The following is a 19,130-nucleotide window of genomic DNA, read 5'->3' as shown; positions in this document are numbered from 1 at the left end:
ATAAGATATGACAAAAAAAATATTAATAGTAGAAGATGAAAAAAATTTAATAAAAGTAATAGAAGATACTCTATTAGAAGAGTCTTTTCTTACTTATAAGGCATTGGATGGAGAAACTGCTCTGGAAATGTTTTATGAACATAATCCTGATCTTATACTTCTTGATATAAACCTTCCAAAAATGAATGGATGGGAAGTATGTCAAAATATAAGGAAAGAATCTAATATTCCTATAATAATGATGACTGCCAGAGATTCAGAAATTGATGAATTAAAAGGATTAAGTATTGGAGCTGATGATTATATAACAAAGCCTTTCAGTTTGAAGGTTTTAAATATAAAAATCAAAAAAATGCTTAAAATAGATGAAAATAGTTCTTATAAATTTAATAATCTCTCTTTTGATTTCAGAAGTGGAGAACTTATAGTGAACAGCGAAAGTATTGAACTCACAAGAAGAGAGATTCAATTTTTAGAATACCTTATAAAAAATAAGGGGATAATCTTCTCAAGGGATGTACTTTTAAATGAAGTATGGGGTTTTGACTTTGAAGGCGACGACAGAGTTGTAGACACTTTGGTAAAAAGGCTTAGAAAGAAGCTTGGTGACTATAGTGATATGATAAAAACTGTAAGAGGAATGGGGTACATATTTGATGAAAATAAAAATTAATTTTTTCCAGAAAATTTTTATCTTTTCAGTCTTTATAGTTATCTTTACTGTTTTAACTGGATATATCCTCAATATATTTTTTCTTGATGATTTCTATGTATATAGAAAAAAAGAAAAAATGATGGAAGCTGTTGAGATTTCCAAATCGCTTCTAAATAATGAGGAAGTTTTTAAAGAATATGTAGAAGACCTAAGGGACAAAGAAGGAATAGATATAAGCGTATTTAAAAAAAATGGCATGCATAAAATGAGAGGAAGAAGAGAGGATATGCACAACAATGATGCTCCTCCTACAGGTTTCAGCGTTACAAGTATTTCAAAAACAAATATAAAACTTCTCATATATAATGAAGTACTCCCTGATGGACGTATTCTTGCTTTAAGAACCTCTCTATCTGTTATGAGTGCACATAAACATGAAATGTATGTATTTAATTTTATTACAACTGTAACATCGGTACTTTTAAGTATGCTAATAGGAAGAGTTTTCTCTAAACAGATAACTAAAAATATAAAAAAACTAAATAGAGTAGCAGGTAAAATATCTATACTGGATTTCTCTGAAAAAGCTGATGTTGATAGTGGAGATGAAATAGAAGAGCTAAGTCAGAGTATTGATAAAATGTCTGCTAATCTCTCTCTTTCTATTGAGAATCTAAAAGCTTTTGCTTCAAATGCTTCTCATGAGTTGAGAACCCCTATTACAGTTATAAGTACTTATGCTCAGGCTCTTATTAACGGAATAGTTAAAACTGATCAGGAGAAATCTCAATATTATAAAGCAATAGCAAAAGAAAGTATGGATATGAATGAACTAGTTGGAAATCTTCTTACTATTTCAAGACTTTCTTCCCCTGGAATAAAACTAGAAATGAACGAAACTAATATTTTAAATATTTTAAAACAAAGTATAGAAAAATACGAAATGCTGGAACTTGAAAAAGATATTGAATGGGATATAAAACTCAAAGAACAGAAAATCTTCTGTGATATAAAGATATTTAAAATAGCTTTGGATAATATTGTTCAAAATGCTTTAAAATATTCTAAAGAAAATGATATTATCTCAATCTATGAAACTGATGGAAAAATCTGCATTGAAAATAGTGTTGATGGAGAAGGAACTGGAGAAATATCTAAATTATGGGAACCTTTTTCTCGTGGAGATAATGCAAATGAGTTAAGCATTGACGGAAATGGACTGGGACTTTCAATAGTAAAAAAAATTATGGAATTAAATAAAATTAATTGCGGCATCGATTTAAAGGATAAAAAATTTACTTTTTGGTTTGACATACTGAGGTCATAATCACATGATATTATTTTGTTACATAAGAAAGAACAAAATATATGGAGGGTGATAATTATGAAAAAATTCACAATAATAGGAATTATGATATTTGCTTTAGGAGCTACAGCATTTGCTAGAGGACATCAAAATTGGAATGGGGATATGGGTAGAGGATACCATCATTCAGGATCTTCATACTGTGGTTCAGGAGCAAATCAGAATGGATTTAAAAGAAGTCCTGAAATGGAAAGATCAAGACTTGTTATGGATGAAAAAAGATTAGAAATCAAAAAAGAGCTTATCAAAGATAAACCAGATTGGAATAAAGTTGAAAAGCTAAATACTGAAATTGCTAATGAACAAGGAAGAATGAGAACAACTGCTATGAAAACAAGAGTTGAATATAATCAAAATCTTGTAAACAAACCACAACAATAAAATAAAAATAATAACTTCCAACCATTAAAAATATCAAGAGGCTGACTTTCGGGTCGCCTCTTTTTCATTTTTTTAATTAAATGTTCTCTTTACTTTCACTGTCATAATAGGTTAAAATATAGGCATAATACTTGAAAAAATTAAATCAGATATGGGACAGGGGGAAACAAAAAATGAAATTAGTTGTATCAGATCTAGACGGAACTCTCTTGAATATGCAAAGTCAGATCACAGATTATACAAAAGCAGCTGTAAAAAAACTTGTTAGTAATGGTGTTGAGTTTGCTATAGCTACTGGAAGAGGAAGAGCCTCTGCTGTAAAATTGAAAAAAGATATAGGGCTGGACATATACCTTATTTGTAATAATGGAGCTAATATATATGACAAGGAAGAAAAAAGTATATTTGAAAAAATTATTGATAAAAAAACATCCCATGAAATTATAAGACTTTTAAGAGAAAGAAAAGTAGCATATAATGGATTTATTGATGATGATTTTTATAGAGATGAATATGATAAAAATGATTACAGCAGAAGACTTGATTTTGTAGAGCACGTTCTTGGAGATATTGAAGAATGCCCTGCTCTTCATAAAATAATAATAGTAGAAGATGCTGATATTATTCTCAAAATAAATAAAGAGCTGAGAGAAAAATTTTCTGATGTAGTAGAAATAACTATTTCCGATCCTGAATGTATTGATATAGTTCCTAAGGAATGCAGTAAAGGAAATGCACTTAAAGTTATAGCCCAACAGCTTGGAATAGAAATGAATAAAATTATGGCTTTTGGTGATGGAGAAAATGACCTCGACATGCTTAGAAAAGTAGGACATCCAGTAGTTATGGAGAATGCTCAGGAAATAGTGAAAAAAGAAATAAATAATACTGCACCTAAAAATATTGAAAATGGTGTAGCCTTATATTTAGAAAAATATTTTAAACTTTAAATTAAAACATCAGGGAGAGTAAAATGCTGGGAAATATTGTAAACACAGCTGCTGTAATTCTTGGAAGCCTGCTTGGTATGTGGCTGAAAAAAGGGATTCCTGACAGAATAAAAGATATAATAATGACTTCTATGGGACTTTCTATTTTAGCTTTAGGAGTTAAAGATGGAATAAATTTTGACAATGGTATGCTCATAATACTTTTTATGGTCATAGGTGGAATTATTGGAGAACTTTTGAGAATAGATGAAAGGCTTACTATGCTGGGAGTTTATCTAGAAAAAAGATTTTCTAAAAATGATGGAAATGATATAGTCAAAGGTTTTGTTACTACAAGTATCATGTTTAATGTAGGAGCAATGGCTATTGTTGGTTCTATTAAAAGCGGACTTTCTGGCAACAATGAAATCCTCTTTATAAAAGCACTTCTGGATGGAGTTGCTTCTCTCATTTTTTCATCAAAATATGGAATAGGAGTTTTATTTTCAGCAGCTACAGTATTTATATATCAAGGATCTATATTCCTTTTTGCCTTCTTCATTAAAAGTGGATTAGATGATATTGTTATCAATCAGATATCTGTTGTTGGTGGTCTTATGATGATAGGATTAGGGATAAATCTTTTATTCAACAAAAATATAAAAATAGGAAATCTTATGCCAGCATTATTCATTCCTATTATATATAAAGTTATTGTATCATTTTTTTAGTACTACAATAAAAAAATATTGACACATGAAAAAAAAAGTAGTAATATTAGTAAAATAAATAAAAATTCGATTAAAAAGGAGAGTTTTATGGTAAGCAACACTTTGAAAACAGTCATATACATTCATATATTACTCATATCATAATTTAAAGGGTTGATCTTATACATAAATTTCTTATGTTAGTCAAGCCTGTTTTAAGTATACAAAATACAAGGCTTGGGATTAAAAAGGGGTTAAAAGCTTAGGCCTATTCTATATTTATAGACCTAAGCTTTTTTTATTAAAATTTTTAAGGGGGAGAACATGAAAAAAGTATTTTTTATCTTTCTTGTTATGTTGGGACTCGTAGGATGTTCTGACAAAGAAGAAAAAACAGTAGGAACTGAAAAAACAAAAAAGGAGCAAGTCTTAAGAGTTGGTCTGAATGGAAAACCAAAAGGGGTTGACCCTCATATGTATTCAGAGGTAATTGGGGGAATAATGTCTCAACAGATTTTTAACAGTCTGGTAGAGATAGATGAAAATGGAAACATAATTCCTGAATTGGCAGAAAGCTGGGAATTTAAAGATCCTACTACACTTGTATTTAACTTGCAAAAAGGAGTTAAATTCCATAATGGTGATGAACTGAAAGCTTCAGATGTGGTATTCAGTGTCAACAGAATGAAAAACAAACCAGCAAGTATGGTTATGGTTGATCCAATTTCTGGAGTGGAAGCACTTGATGACTACACTGTAAAAATTACTCTGTCAAAACCTTTCTCATCAATATTGTATAATCTTGCTCATCCAAGAACTTCTATATTGAATGAAAGAAGTGTAAAAGAACAAAATGATGATCTTTCTATAGCTGGTGTAGGAACTGGACCTTTCAAGCTTATTGAATGGGGAACTGGTGAACAGATCACTTTAGAATCTTTCAAAGATCATTTCCAAGGAGCACCTAAATTTGATAAACTTGTAGTTAAAACTATAACTGAAAACACTTCAAGAGCTATGGCACTAGAAGCAAAAGATGTGGACATTGCCTATACAGTTGCACCTATTGACTTAGAAAATCTTAAAAATAATCCAGATCTTGTAATTATAAGCAAACCAGTAGTTCTTACTGAAGCAATTACATTTAACTTTGATAAAGAAAAATTCCATAACAAAGCTCTTAGAGAAGCTATCGCTATGGCTATAGATAAAAAAGGTATCATAGATGCTATCTACAATGGACTTGCTATTGAAGCAAACTCACCAGTCAGCAATGTGGCTTTTGGATATTCAGATAAAGTAACTGGACTTCCTAGAGATATGGAAAAAGCTAAGAAAATAGTTGAAGAAAATGGTTTAACTGGAACTAAATTAAAAGTAATAACTAATGATAATCCATCAAGAGTGCAGGTAGCACAAATTATTCAATCTAATCTTAAAGAAATAGGTTTAGAACTTGAAATAGAAGTTGTAGCATGGGCTACTTATCTTCAAGATCTTGCTAATGCAAACTTTGAAATGAAGCTTGGAGGATGGAGCGGAGGAACTGGAGATTCTGATAATATCCTTTTCCCACTATATCACAGCAGTTCAGCTGGAGCAGCTGGAAACCATGGAAGATATAAAAATCCTGAACTTGATAAATATATAGAAGCTGGAAGAGCAACTTCTGATCCAGCAGAAAGAAAACGTAATTATGAAATAGCTCAGCAAATGATTCAAGATGATATCGCTTGTGTACCACTTTATTATTCAATGGATAATATGGTTATGAGAAAAAATATTAAAAACTTTAAATTCAGATCTACATACTTCCATGTCATAAAAGACATTGAATTTTAATCTACTACATAATTAAGGGGGAAAATTTATGACGAACGCAGGTTACATGTTTTTATTTTTATTTTTAACGGTACTATTCTTTGCAATTGGTGACTTTTTAGGAGTTTTTACAAAAGCTAAACTTTCATCAGTTTTTGTTGCAATGTTTTTATTCCTTGTTGGATTCATGACTAAAGTAATTCCAGCTGATATGATTCAAAAAGCAGGATTATCTCAATCAGCTGCTTGGAGTGCACCTTTGCTTATTTTCCATATGGGAACTATGATTAATATAAAGGAACTTATTGATGAGTGGAGAACTGTGGTTATGGCTATTATTTCTATGATAGTAGGAATTATAGCTGTCTTTGCTGTTATTCCTCTAGTAGGAAAAGAAGCAGCTGTTGTTTCTATCCCTATTATTAATGGTGGAATAATCGCCACTCAAATAATGACTGGTGCTGCTATGGAAAAAGGATTCCAAACTGTTGCTGCACTGGGTACTCTTGTATATGCTATTCAAAAATTCGTTGGAACTCCTCCAGCTTCATACTTTGGTATGAGAGAAGGAAGAAAAGTTCTTGAGCAGTTCAGAGCTGGAAAGATTCAAGCTGCTGCTGAGGATAATAAAAAAGCTCCTGTTAAAGAAGCTAGAATAACTTTTGCTAAGAAAAATGAAAAATATTTTACTTCTTTTACTTGTATGGCTATTGCTGCTGGTGCTGCTTTCATTTCAAGAATGGTTCAGGAAAAAACTGGACTTAATGCAAGTATCACTGCACTTTTATTAGGAACTGTACTTTCATACAGTGGAGCTGTTCCTAATGCTATCCTTGATAAAGCAAAAGTTTCTGGATTCCTTTCATTTGCAGTTTTTGCAAGTTTGATTCCATCTCTTGCTAAAATATCTTTTGGAGACCTTACTACTTTAGGATTCCAATTATTAATAATCTTTGCTGCATTTGTAGTGGGAACATATATCTTAATTTACTTACTTCCTACATGGAAAATAGTTGGATCAAGAGATCTTGCAATGGGTATCGCAATGGCACAGCTTCTTGGATTCCCAGCAACTTACCTTATTGCTAATGAAATAGCTACTGCTCTTACAGATGATGAAGAGGAAAAAAATGCTATACTTAAAAGAATAATTCCAGCATATGTTGTTGCAGGACTTGCTTCAGTAACTACTATTTCTATCATTATTGCAGGAATATTTGTTGAATTTCTTTAATAGAAACATATCTTAATATAAATTTTGAAACTAATCTTTTAGGAGGCATAAGATGTTAAAATTTGATTCTACTATATATCCATATCCATCAAGAAGAAATGTGATGTATGCTAAAAATGGTATGGTGGCAACTGGCTCTCCACTTGCTGCACAAGCTGGACTTGAAATATTGAAAAAAGGTGGAAATGCAATCGACGCTGCTATTGCCACTGCTGCTGCTCTTACTGTTGTAGAGCCTACAGGTAATGGTATAGGAGGAGATGGATTTGCTATCCTCAGTGTAAATAATAAAATGTATGGACTTAATGCAAGTGGTCCTTCACCAAAACTTATCAAAGCCCAAGACCTTTTAAATAAAGGATTAAAAGAGATGCCTAAATATGGATTTATCCCTGTAAATGTACCAGGAATACCTAAAGCATGGGCAGAGCTAAGTAAAAAATTTGGTAAACTTCCTTTGAGCGAAGTTGTAGCTCCAGCTGTAAAATTAGCAAGGGAAGGGTATGCTGTACCTGTAAATGTTGCTAAACTTTGGAAAAAAGCTGCTGTGAATTTTGGAAAAGAAGAAGGAGAAGAATTTAAATATTGGTTTGATACTTTCACTCAAGATGGAAAATGTCCTGAGATAGGAGATGTAGTAAGACTTCCTGATCATGCAGATACTCTTGAAATGATAGGAGATACTTATGCAGATGCTTTCTACAAGGGAGAGCTTGCTGATAAAATAGATGCATTCTCTAAAAAATATAATGGATATCTTAGAAAAGATGACTTGGAAGAATTTGAAGCAGAATGGGTAGAGCCTATTACTGTAAAATATCATGGATATGATGTATATGAACTTCCTCCTAACGGACATGGAATAAGTGCTCTTATGGCTCTTAATATTCTTGATAGATTCCAGTTTGAAGCAAGAGAGACAGTAAGATCATATCATACAATGATAGAAGCTATGAAGCTTGCCTTTGTAGATGTACAAAAATATGTAGCTGACCCTAGATTTATGAAAGTAACAGTTGAACAGCTGCTATCTAAAGCATATGCAGAAGATAGAGCTAAACTAATAGGAAATACAGCTATAATGCCAGAAGCAGGAGATCCATTCTGTGGAGGAACTGTATATCTTGCAGCAGCAGACAATGAAGGAAATATGATATCATATATTCAAAGTAACTATATGGGATTTGGTTCTGGAATGGTAGTTCCAGGAACAGGAATAGCTCTTCATAATAGAGGAAACAATTTTAACCTTGATCTTGAAAGTGCAAACTGTGTTGGACCAGCAAAAAGACCTTACCATACAATTATTCCGGGATTCCTTGGAAAAGATGGAAAAGCTATCGGACCATTTGGAGTAATGGGAGGATTTATGCAGCCGCAAGGTCATGTACAGGTAGTAACTAATACAGTGGACTTCCTGATGAATCCACAGGCAGCATTAGATGCTCCAAGATGGCAGTGGGTAGGTAAGAAAAATATTGAACTGGAATATGGAGTTCCTGAGCACATAGCTTACGAGCTTGCAGCTATGGGACATGATATAAAAGTGCTCTATGACCCTCTTATGATGGGAAGAGGAGAGATCATCTGGAGAATGGAAAATGGAGTTCTTGTAGGAGGAACTGAACCAAGAACAGATGGACATATAGCTTTATACTAAAATAAAATTTTAATAAGAAAATGGGGACATATTAGTTTATCTTTTTGTCCCCATTTTTTATATTAGATATTTATATCAGCTTTACAATAATATATATTATTTTTCTTCTGGTATATTCAAACTTTTAGGTTGAATATATTTGAATATCTTCTTAGGAGGAAGTTTAGTCTTCTTTCCTGTGTGAATATTTTGCACTGTTTTTCTTTTTCTGTCTTCAAGAATAAATTTACCTTTATTCTTGAATTTCAATTCATTTTCCATTGCAATAGCTTCTGCTATGCTTTCTACCATCATTTCTATATCTTCTTCAGCTTCTTTCAAGCTTACTTCTTGATTTTTTAAGATACTCATTTTTCTGTAATAGTGTAAAAATTCCTTACTATTCATTATTTTCCTCTACACTTATTTTTTTACTTTTATTCCGTCTCTCCATTCTTCCTGTACTATTATTTTTCCTGTTTCATCATATACTTTTATAAGGCCATTTGCCTTTCCATCTTTGAATATCCCTTCTATTTTAGGCTTTCCAGATTCATAGTATTGAGTTTGTTTCCCTTCTTGTTTTCCATCTTTCCAATGACTTTCCAGCATTTTCTGTCCATCTGGATATTTAGCTGTTACTTTCCCTGTAAATGGTTTTTCTATTCCCTTTTCATAGAAAACTCCGCTTTTATTCTCTAATAATGAAAGTTCTATTTCTTTTGAATTATTTCCACAGCTTATCATCAATAGAGCTGCTATTAGTATTAATGTTTTTTTCATTCAGTTCTCCTTTTATTCTGCAAAGTACAACAAGGATGACTCATCTGGTCATCCTCGTTGCTGGGATTTAGTTATGACAAATCTTTACTATATCTATAATTAGAATTTGTATCCTGCTCCTAATGTAACTCCAATAGAATCTCTGTCTTCGTCATCAAATTCATAAGACAATCCTCCATTGTAGAATACACCATTTGTTAATTCTACATCTGCTCCTACATTAAGTTTCAAACTGTTTTTCTCTAAGTTTGCTCCTTTAACTTTTGTAGAAGCTCCATTATTTCCTGCTTTACTTATGAAGTTTACTTTGTAGTAGTCGTCATCTTTTCCAGCTACATTAGTAGTGAAACTTGCTCCTGCCAACAAATTCATTTTACCTGTTTCAAGTGCTATTCCTTTTTTAAGTTCTACTCCTAATTCTACATCAGCTATAGTATCTTTGATTTCTTCCTGTTTCATTCTTCCATTATTGATAGAATCCTGTTGGAATCTAGTTACTGTCAATCTAGCTTTTGGAGATAATGTTAAGTTTTCTCCTATTGCATAATTGTATTTACCTTGGATATATCCACTTAAAGCTGTAGAATCAAATTTATCTTTTCCGATAAAGTTTTCAGCATCTACTCTGTCTATCATATATCCTAATCCAGTAGTTAAATCTATATTGTTGAATGTATCATTTCTATATAGTCCGAAGTAGAAAGCATCTCCATCAGCGCTTGCTCCATTTTTCATATCAAGATCTTGTTTAGTTCCAGAGAATGCGAATCCTACTGATGAAGTATCAGTTAATCCATATTCTAAAACACCTAACAATCCATTGTTTTTAGTTTCAACTTTGTAATCTCTTGTTACTCCTTCTCTATCATAATCAGTATTATTGAATAGGAATTTACCTTGAGCAGTGAATTCACCTTGTTTAGGTCTTACATTTAGAGATAAAACTGCATCTTCATTCATTTTCAATGTATCTAAAGACATTTTTACAGTTTCAGAATAGATATTGTTAGAGTAAAGATCATCTAATTGAGCTACTCTTACATTAGGATCTTTTGATAATAGGTCATGAATTGCTTGAGTACCAACAAATATATTACCTAATTCCAAATATTTAGTTCCAGTTGCTTCTAATAGAGCATCTTCATTAAATGTTGCATTCCATTTACCACCTTCACCTTGTGTTATTTTGTAGTAAATATCTCCATCAGCTGTTACATCTCCATCATTTAATCCTGTATGAGTTCCTAATCTAAATGTAGTATTCTCTGTAAGATCACCAGTTAATAGGACTACTTTTCCAGTTTGGTTTAGTCCTGTAAATTTTATTTCCCCTTCAGAATTTTCAAGTACATTTCCACCATTTTCTCCTATTTTTACTCCCATTTTACCACCAGTAAGCTTTATGTCAGTTGTTTCTGTTGTAGCATTAGATACTATTGCAGAGTCTGCTCCAAAAGTAAGCATTCCATCTTTAACTTCAATAGTTTTTATATCAGTAACTGTACCGTTTACAGCTGAAATTCCTTTAAAGTTGATTGTTCCTTGTAAAGAACTAACATTAAGTTTTCCTAAAATATTACCATTTATAGTGAAGCCATCTAAGTTAGTAATTTTATCTCCATCTACAAATATTGCCACTCTATCTGTTGGTGCTGAAAATACTGAAGCCATTACTGGTACTTGTGGATTTGGGTCTGGTTCTACCATATTAAGAGTTCCGTTTGAAAGAGTAAGAGTTCCCTCATTTATAATAGCGGCCTTACCAGAAGCTGTATTTTCAGTGTTAGTAGCTGATATATTTCCTGAATAATTTAATTCTGCTCCAGCAGCTACTTTTAATTGACCATCTTCTTTAATCTGTATTTGATTTTTAACACCAGCACCAGCATTATCAATTTTTACTTCTTCTGTTCCGCCTATTTCCATTGTACCTTTTAAGTTAAATTGTACATTTTCTAATTTATCATTTTTAGATTCTGAAGATAGAGTAAGTGTATTATTTGCTTTTACTTCAAATCCTCTTTCATCCTCTGGCTGGTGATCTAGATTTGCAGCAAGATCATCTACTGTTTCTTCTCCAGAAAGTTCTTTAGCTGTAGTGAATGATTTATCCTCATCTTTAAAATCAATATATCCGATAGATGAGAAAGCTTCATCTGAACTACCTATTACTCCTAAAGTACTTAAAGCAGTTTGAACTTCCGCTATAGTTAATTGATCTAAAGATTTTCCTGCAGCTGTATCTCCAGCTTTAGCTATAAAGTCTTCTGAACTTATATCTAATTTAATAGTTCCGTAGTTTTCTACAGCTACTTTATTTACTGAGATATGAGAGCTGTCATTAGGATTTGATGCATTTACAGCACTTACAGTAATTAATCCTTGGTTAGTAAGAGTTGTAGTAGCATTGCTTCCATGTCCTTCAACTAATGTTCCAGTTCCTTTTATTGTTACACTTCCAGTATTTTTAACTGAAGCTGTACCAGAAGAAGCAACACCAGACAAATCAAGAGCTACTTTATCTGCTCCTACAGTCAATCCATCTCCTTCAACATTAAGGTTTATATTTAATTTTCCAGCAGTCATAGCAGCTTTAACTATGCTTCCATCGTTGTCTTTAAGTTCAACATTTTCATTAATATTTACATTTGTAGTTCCAGTAGCACTTGCTATATTTACTAAGCTTCCTTTTACTACTGATTGTTTATCAGCATTTAGGTTTACAGTTAAGTTTCCAGTGTTGGCAGTTACATCAACTAGATTAGCTCCAGTTAATAATTCTACAGCTTTTTCTGTATTTATAGTCAAATCTCCAGCATTAGCAGTTACTCCAACTAATTTTTTTCCATCTGTTACTTGAAGGTTATCTTGGTTAACATTTACAACTACTTTTCCATTTGCTTTATTAGCAGTTATTTCTACTCCAGTTCCTGATACTTCTGCTTTAGATGTTTCTTCTGCTATTGCTGCTACATCAGCAGCTCCAAGATTTACAGTAATATCATTATATGCTTCTCCTGCTACACTTACTCCAGTTCCAGCTGTTTCTCCCAATGTAGTAGTTACAGTGGCAGTAGTATTTTCTTTATCTTTACTTGTTGTTGCACCATCTGCTCCAGTTATTTTAATACCAATTTTAGAGTTTTCTGTTTTAATAGTTCCAGTTGTAATATCAAGAGTACTTCCAGTTGCTTTTGACATAGTTGCAATTATTCCATTACCAGCTTGTACATCAATATCTCCTGTAGATATATTAGCTGTTGTTACTGTAGTACCATTATCTCCAGTATAAGCAATACCTGTTCCAGCAGCATTTAGACCAAGAATAACTCCATCTTTAAGTGTTATATTTGTATTTCCTGTAGCCTTAATTCCTGTTCCTCCAGCTCCAACAGTAATTTTTGTATTTTTTATTGTTAGAGTTCCAGTACTACTAGCTACATCTATTCCTACAGCTGTTGTTGTTCCTGTTATTGTTCCACCAGTTATTGTTGTAGTTCCTTCTCCAGCAACTTTTATACCTGTACCAGCTTGTACATCAATTGTTCCATTATTTATTAAAGTAGCTGTTTGTCCTGCTTCTGTAGTAGCCAACATACCTACTGATTCTTCATTATTTACTTCAATAGTTCCTGCATTTGTTGCTGTTCCATTTCCAGTTACTACCATTCCCTTACCAGCAGCACTACTTATTGCAATTGTTGCATCTTTTTGGTTTTCAATAGATGCCCCATTTTCAGCTGACATACCAACTGCACCTGTTCCATTTACAGTAATTGTTTTTTCTGCATTATTTACAGCAGTTCCACCATTTTTAGCTGACATACCAACTGCATACTTTCCAACTGCGATTGCTCCATCATTTGTTACTGTATGTCCTTCTCCATCAGCTGACATTGCTGTAGCTAGTTTTCCCTCTTCTCCAGCAGCCTCAATTTTTAAACTACTTGTTATTGATGTATTAGTCTCATCTGTTGTTATAAGAGTAAGTGCTCCTTTATCTGTTGCAGTTGCTGAAACTGTTCCTAAAGTATCCTCTCCTCCAACAGCTCCAGCAAAAGTAGTTACTCCCTTATCATCAGTTTTTACAGTTAATAAACCTGCAAGAGCTCCTGCTTGTTCTGATTCAGTTTCAGCTTTTACTAATTCAAGATATTTCTCTACAGAAATAGACTTATTAGCACCAGTTATTGGAGCTGCTCCTTCTACTCCTTCTACTTGAACTGTCACTTGTCCATCAGTTGTTGTTGTAAAAGTTACAGTTTTTTCTACCCCAAATGCTACCGTTCCAGCTATTAGGAACCCTACCACAGTGGCTGCGGTTATTGATACTTTTTCTTTTAGACATCTCTTTAGAGATTTCTCTACTTCACTAAAATTGCTAATCATAACTATATTCCTCCCATTGTTTTATTTTAACTGCCCTTTTTCCAGACTACTTTACTTTATCCCAGTTTCATCTGTTAAGTTGCAGCTACTTACTTTTTTATTTACAATTTTCATAAACTCATTTTTTACTCTGAACTTTAATGCTGTTCTCTCTTTTGTCATATACAAACTATTTTTATGAATGTTGTATATCTTTCTTGACTTGAGTTTCTTCACTTCAAATGTCCCAAAATCTTTTACTGTTACTTTTTTTTCAAGAGCAATTCCTGCGAAAATAATGTCCCAAAATATTTTCAACTTCTCTTTTGCTTCTTTTATACTTTTCAATTTTCTCTTGTTTTTATACAATTTAAGAAATTCAATCTCTGTCATAACATTCTCTTTTCCTTTGAAATAGCCACCTCAAAAAACTGTTCGCCTTTGTATATAAATGCGAACACTTGTAAAGATTATAATTGTCTAAAACAATCTTTATTCCTACTAACTATATATACCATAAAAAAATAAAATAATCAATTTTTATTTTTTTAAAAATCTCTAATTCTAAAAAAAATATATTTTAAAAATTGAATTTAAGGTAATTTTTAACAAAAAATTAAAATTTAAAAAAGTTCGCATTTATATACAAACGAGAACTCTTGTTTTTTATTTTTTTATTTCTCTATAATTTTTTTATCTTTTTCTGCTCTTTTTTTCTTTTTCTCATTTTTTTTAATTCTCTATATTTCTTTCTAAGTAAAAGCAAAAATATAAATTTAAATTATAAAATAATTTTTAAGAATCATCTCTTATTTTTTACCGCCATTTTTATTTTTTCTGAAAATAAAAAAACTCAGACACATTTATCTGAGATTTTTTGTATATTTCCTATTAAATTTTATTCCAGTAAAAAAATCCAGAAAGATTTTTAAAATAATCACTCTCATTCTTCACATACTCTTTCCCACAATATTTACATTTCATCATCTTCATTCCCTGTGTGTATTATTTATATCTTTTACTCTTTTATTATCTTCTAAATAAAAACTATCTTCTGATGGCTCCAAAAATTCAGTAATGGTTTTATCAGTAATGTTATTCTCAACATTGGTTTTTTATGCATTGGGAAATTTTTTCATTTCTTCAATATTTTTAGGAGTGAATATTAATTTTTTTCCTTTAAACTTTCCTTTGTCTCTTTCCTACAAGTTCATAATAATTTTTAACATTTTTTCTATCTCATACTTTTTTTAATTATATAAAAGTTTAAAAATTATTTTAAATATAATGATATTATATGAACAAAATATTCTCTCCTTATCTATAAATTTAATTTAAAATTTAAAGTAAAGATAAAAGTAAAAATTCATTTCATATATCAATTCTGATATATAGTATAAATTATCCAATAAAAAAACAGATAATGAAAATTGGCTAATAAAATTTTCTTCATTTTTGATTATAAAAATAAACTGCACCTTTTTTCTTATCAATTAAGATTTCAGGTGCAGTTCTTTTTAAATTTTTATTTTCTATATGCTGTTTTTTGAAGTGGAAGAGAAGTTCTAAACTCCCCATCATATTTAAAATAAGCATTTTGAATAGCTGGTGCTGTAGGAATAACAACTATTTCTCCTACTCCCTTTGCTCCATAAGCTAGTTCTTCTTTGTTTTTTTCTACTATTACAGCTTCAATTTCTGGAGTATTTGTAGCTCTGAATAGTCCCAGAGTTCCAAATTTTACTTTAGGTACTCCTTTTTCCACAGGCATAATTTCAGTAAGTCCATATCCAAGTCCCATAACTACTCCACCTTCTATCTGTCCTTCTAAAGCTTTTGGATTGATAGCACGACCTACATCATGAGCAGCAGTTACTTTCTTAACTTTTCCATTTTCATCCAATATTACTATCTGAGTAGCATATCCATAAGCCACATGACTTACAGGATTAGGCTTATCCGATCCCAATTTGTCTGTAATTCCTGAATACTGTCCTTCATAATCCCAACCTTCCAGCTCTTCCAGTGTTTTTGTTTTAAGTTGTTTCTTTAGTTCCAGAGAAGCTACCCTTGTTGCCTCTCCTGTGAATACTGTCTGCCTTGAAGCAGTCGTAGTTCCACTATTAGGAGTTATCCCTGTATCTGGAGAATCAACTATTACTTTATCTGCTGTTAGTCCAGTAGTTTCACACAGCATCTGTAAACAAACTGTTGCCATTCCCTGTCCTATACAAGCTGCTGATGTTCTTATCCTTACTTTTCCATCTTCTACAGTAAGTCGGCATTTCCCTATATCTGGAAGTCCTACTCCCACTCCTGCATTTTTCATTGCACATGCAATTCCTACTATCTTATTATTAAAATATTCATCCTTTACAGCTTCAAGTGTTTCTACTAGAGCCGTTCCTTCATCAGCTATCTGTCCATTAGGAAGTACCTGCCCTGGTCTGATAGCATTTCTATATCTTATTTCCCATGGAGAAAGTCCTGTAAGTTCTGCCAGCTGATTTATATTTGCCTCTATGGCAAAAGCTGATTGTGTAACTCCAAATCCTCTGAATGCTCCTCCCACAGGATTATTTGTGTAAACAGCTATTCCTTCAATATCAATATTCTGATAATTATATGGTCCAGCTGCATGAGTACATGCTCTTTGCAGTACGGGTCCTCCCAATGAAGCATAAGCTCCTGTATCAGCGTATATTTTACATTTCATTCCTGTAAGTATTCCATTTTCATCACAACATGTAGTCATTTCTATTTTCATAGGATGTCTTTTAGTGCTTATATTTATACTTTCCTGTCTGCTCAAAGTTACTTGAACAGGTTTTTTCAGAACATATGCCAGAAGAGCTGCATGGTGCTGCACAGACATATCCTCTTTTCCACCAAATCCTCCACCTACATATGCTGATTTTACTCTTACCTGATCTTTTTCCAATCCAAGAAGTCTTGCTATTTCTCTTTGTTCATCATATACAGACTGACTGGAAGTATGTATTTCTATACCTCCATTTCCATCAGGCATAGCAAGAGCTGATTCAGGCTCCAGATAAGCATGTTCTGTTGCAGGTGTTTCATATACATTTGTCACACTATATTTTGAATTTAACAGAGCCCCTTCATAATCCCCTCTTTTCAATACCTCTCTTACCAAAACATTATTAGGTTTAGAATGGATAAGAGGAGCTCCGTCAGCCATGGCATCTTCTATTGTGAATAATCCCTCAAGTTCTTCATATTCTACTTTTACAAGCTTTTTAGCTTCTTCAAGTGTTTTCTTATCTTTAGCAGCTACTAATGCTACTGCATCACCAATATATCTTGTTATACCTCCAACTGGTATGAGGGCATCCCAGTCAGAGATAAATTCCAAATGTCCTATATTATTTTTTCCTGGAACATCTGCTGCTGTAAGTACACCTAGAACTCCATCCAGTTTCAAAGCCTCACTGTAATCAATAGACAGTACTTTTGCTCTAGGATATTTTGTTCTCACTGCACTTCCATAGTACATTCCATCTTCTTTATAGTCTTCAGCATATTTTGCTGTTCCTAATGTTTTTACAGCTCCATCTACTCTTGGTACATGTGTTCCCACCAATCCTGCACATTGAGTTTTTGGAACTTCTTTATTTTCTCTGAATAATTCTGCTGCCAGAAGTATTGCTTCCTCTATCTTTACATATCCAGTACATCTGCAAATATTTCCAACCAGAGCCTTTTTTACTTCCTCTCTAGTAGGAGCAAGAGTCTTCATAAAAAGACTTTTTGCTGCTATAACCATTCCTGGAATACAGAATCCACACTGTACTGCTCCACACTCAGTGAATGCATAGGCAAAGACTTCTTTGTCTCTTTCTGAAAATCCTTCTATAGTTCCTATCACTTTACCAGCTATTTTCTTAGTAGTAAATATACAAGATTTCATTGCCTTCCCATCTATGAGTACTGTACAAGTACCACAGGCACCTTCTTTACAACCATTTTTTACTGAAATAAGTCCCAAATCGTCCCTAAGGAAATCTAATAAATTTTTATCTTGGGAAGTTTCTATTTTTTGCCCATTTACTATAAAAGTGTATACCTCTCCCATATTTCCCTCCATTATTTTTATCTAGCTATATCCATAGCTTTTGTAGGACATTTAGAAACGCATACTCCGCATCCAAAACATTTATCCTTATTAATAACAGCTTTTTTCTCAACTATTTCTATTGCTTTATATCCACATACAGTTTTACAGATTCCACATCCTATACATTTATCTTCTGATACAACTGGAGGATTTGTAATATAGTTAGCTTTTTCTCTTTCAGCTAAATATTTTATTGTTATTCCTCTTATTTCATCTAACGAATTATACCCATGTTTATCCAGCCACTCATTAGTCTCTTTTGCTATTCTTCCAAAAGCTTTAGGCCCTTCGATTATTCCCTGAGTACATACTTGAACTGCTGCTGCTCCTGCCATTACCATTTCTATAACATCTGCTCCGCAAGTAACTCCACCTACACCAAATACTGGGATTTTTACTGCTTTTGCAAGTTCATATACAACTCTCAATGCTATTGGTTTTATAGCTGCTCCTGACATCCAACCATATCCTGTTGCACTTCCCATAAATGGTTTTCCAGTTTCTATATCTATTGAAAGACAAGGACCTACTGAGTTGATAGCTACTAACCCATCAGCTCCATTTTCTTCTAAAATTCTTCCTACTTCTCCTAAATTCTCAACTCCTGGAGACACTTTCATAAATACCGGCTTTTTAGTAAGTTCCTTTGCTGCTCTCAATGTATTCAGCATAGGAGTAAGATCTCTTCCTACATAGTGGCTTGAAATCTCATAAGCATCTGCATATTTATCCAGCATAGGTATAAGGGTTCTAATATCAGATTCTACATATCCCATTCCTATTATTAATGGTTCATTATTTACTTTACATTTTTCATATTCCTCTGCCATCCAGTGTTCCACTGAAAGTTCAGACCATAATTCTGTATTAAGAAATAGTTTTCCTTTAAAGTCGTGCATACATGGTTTTGGTACATTTGCTGGAACTGCTGATACAGTTTTTGCAACTACTCCTGCTGCTCCATTTTCTACACATGCTCTGCATGCTTCTGCATCCTTTGAAGGTGGTCCTGCTGCCACTATCACTGGATTCTCATATTCTAAACCTGCTATTTTAACTCTTATATCTGCCATTTTTCCTCCTAAAATTACATTTTAATTTTTATA

The 19,130-nt window shown here is 32.6% G+C and carries 14 protein-coding genes; 8 read left to right on the top strand and 6 right to left on the bottom strand.

The genetic code is table 11. From position 1 onward, the window contains the following. Positions 1-7: 7 nt before the first annotated feature. The 8 genes from C4N20_RS09825 (at position 8) to ggt (ending at position 8,756) form a co-directional block, all read left to right on the top strand. Positions 8-673 carry a response regulator transcription factor gene (locus tag C4N20_RS09825; RefSeq protein WP_005978334.1) on the top strand — a complete coding sequence of 222 codons (666 nt, stop codon included), beginning with the start codon at positions 8-10 and terminating at the stop codon, positions 671-673. Next, complete coding sequence (locus C4N20_RS09820; protein WP_005978337.1) at positions 657-1,982, top strand: sensor histidine kinase; 1,326 nt, start codon at positions 657-659, stop codon at positions 1,980-1,982. The genes C4N20_RS09825 and C4N20_RS09820 overlap by 17 nt, the downstream gene beginning before the upstream one ends. Positions 1,983-2,039: 57 nt before the next feature. After that, entirely contained in the window at positions 2,040-2,402 is a 363-nt protein-coding gene (locus C4N20_RS09815; RefSeq protein WP_005978340.1) for a hypothetical protein, read from the top strand. Between the two features lie 173 nt (positions 2,403-2,575). Next, on the top strand, positions 2,576-3,352 hold the full coding sequence (locus C4N20_RS09810) for a Cof-type HAD-IIB family hydrolase (protein ID WP_005978343.1): 777 nt from the start codon (positions 2,576-2,578) through the stop codon (positions 3,350-3,352). Positions 3,353-3,375: 23 nt separating this feature from the next. Continuing rightward, positions 3,376-4,062, top strand: a complete 687-nt coding sequence (locus tag C4N20_RS09805; protein ID WP_005978346.1) for a DUF554 domain-containing protein — start codon at positions 3,376-3,378, stop codon at positions 4,060-4,062. A 303-nt stretch (positions 4,063-4,365) separates the two neighbouring features. Then, entirely contained in the window at positions 4,366-5,883 is a 1,518-nt protein-coding gene (locus C4N20_RS09800) for an ABC transporter substrate-binding protein (RefSeq protein ID WP_005978349.1), read from the top strand. A gap of 28 nt (positions 5,884-5,911) precedes the next feature. Continuing rightward, complete coding sequence (locus C4N20_RS09795; protein ID WP_005978352.1) at positions 5,912-7,096, top strand: hypothetical protein; 1,185 nt, start codon at positions 5,912-5,914, stop codon at positions 7,094-7,096. A 52-nt stretch (positions 7,097-7,148) separates the two neighbouring features. Further along, complete coding sequence (gene ggt, locus C4N20_RS09790; protein ID WP_005978355.1) at positions 7,149-8,756, top strand: gamma-glutamyltransferase; 1,608 nt, start codon at positions 7,149-7,151, stop codon at positions 8,754-8,756. A gap of 96 nt (positions 8,757-8,852) precedes the next feature. On the opposite strand, the gene C4N20_RS09785 is transcribed toward ggt, so the two are convergent. From C4N20_RS09785 to C4N20_RS09750, 6 genes are all read right to left on the bottom strand, one after another. Then, a complete protein-coding gene (locus tag C4N20_RS09785) occupies positions 8,853-9,143 on the bottom strand; it encodes an HU family DNA-binding protein (protein ID WP_005978358.1) in 291 nt (96 codons plus the stop codon). Between the two features lie 15 nt (positions 9,144-9,158). Then, positions 9,159-9,518, bottom strand: a complete 360-nt coding sequence (locus C4N20_RS09780; RefSeq protein ID WP_005978361.1) for a toxin-antitoxin system YwqK family antitoxin — start codon at positions 9,516-9,518, stop codon at positions 9,159-9,161. Between the two features lie 99 nt (positions 9,519-9,617). Beyond that, positions 9,618-13,907 (bottom strand): autotransporter domain-containing protein, encoded by a 4,290-nt coding sequence (locus C4N20_RS09775; RefSeq protein WP_005978363.1) that lies wholly within the window; start codon positions 13,905-13,907, stop codon positions 9,618-9,620. Between the two features lie 51 nt (positions 13,908-13,958). Further along, entirely contained in the window at positions 13,959-14,279 is a 321-nt protein-coding gene (locus C4N20_RS09770) for an HU family DNA-binding protein (RefSeq protein WP_005978367.1), read from the bottom strand. A gap of 1,132 nt (positions 14,280-15,411) precedes the next feature. Beyond that, positions 15,412-17,982, bottom strand: a complete 2,571-nt coding sequence (gene xdh, locus C4N20_RS09755; RefSeq protein WP_005978369.1) for a selenium-dependent xanthine dehydrogenase — start codon at positions 17,980-17,982, stop codon at positions 15,412-15,414. A gap of 17 nt (positions 17,983-17,999) precedes the next feature. Continuing rightward, complete coding sequence (locus tag C4N20_RS09750) at positions 18,000-19,097, bottom strand: 4Fe-4S binding protein (protein WP_005978372.1); 1,098 nt, start codon at positions 19,095-19,097, stop codon at positions 18,000-18,002. Positions 19,098-19,130 lie beyond the last annotated feature (33 nt).

This window comes from Fusobacterium ulcerans, from assembly GCF_003019675.1.
In the GTDB taxonomy this organism is placed as follows: Bacteria; Fusobacteriota; Fusobacteriia; order Fusobacteriales; family Fusobacteriaceae; genus Fusobacterium_A; species Fusobacterium_A ulcerans.
Note: the sequence above shows the minus strand (reverse complement) of the source record. Positions and strands in the feature narration are given on the sequence as shown.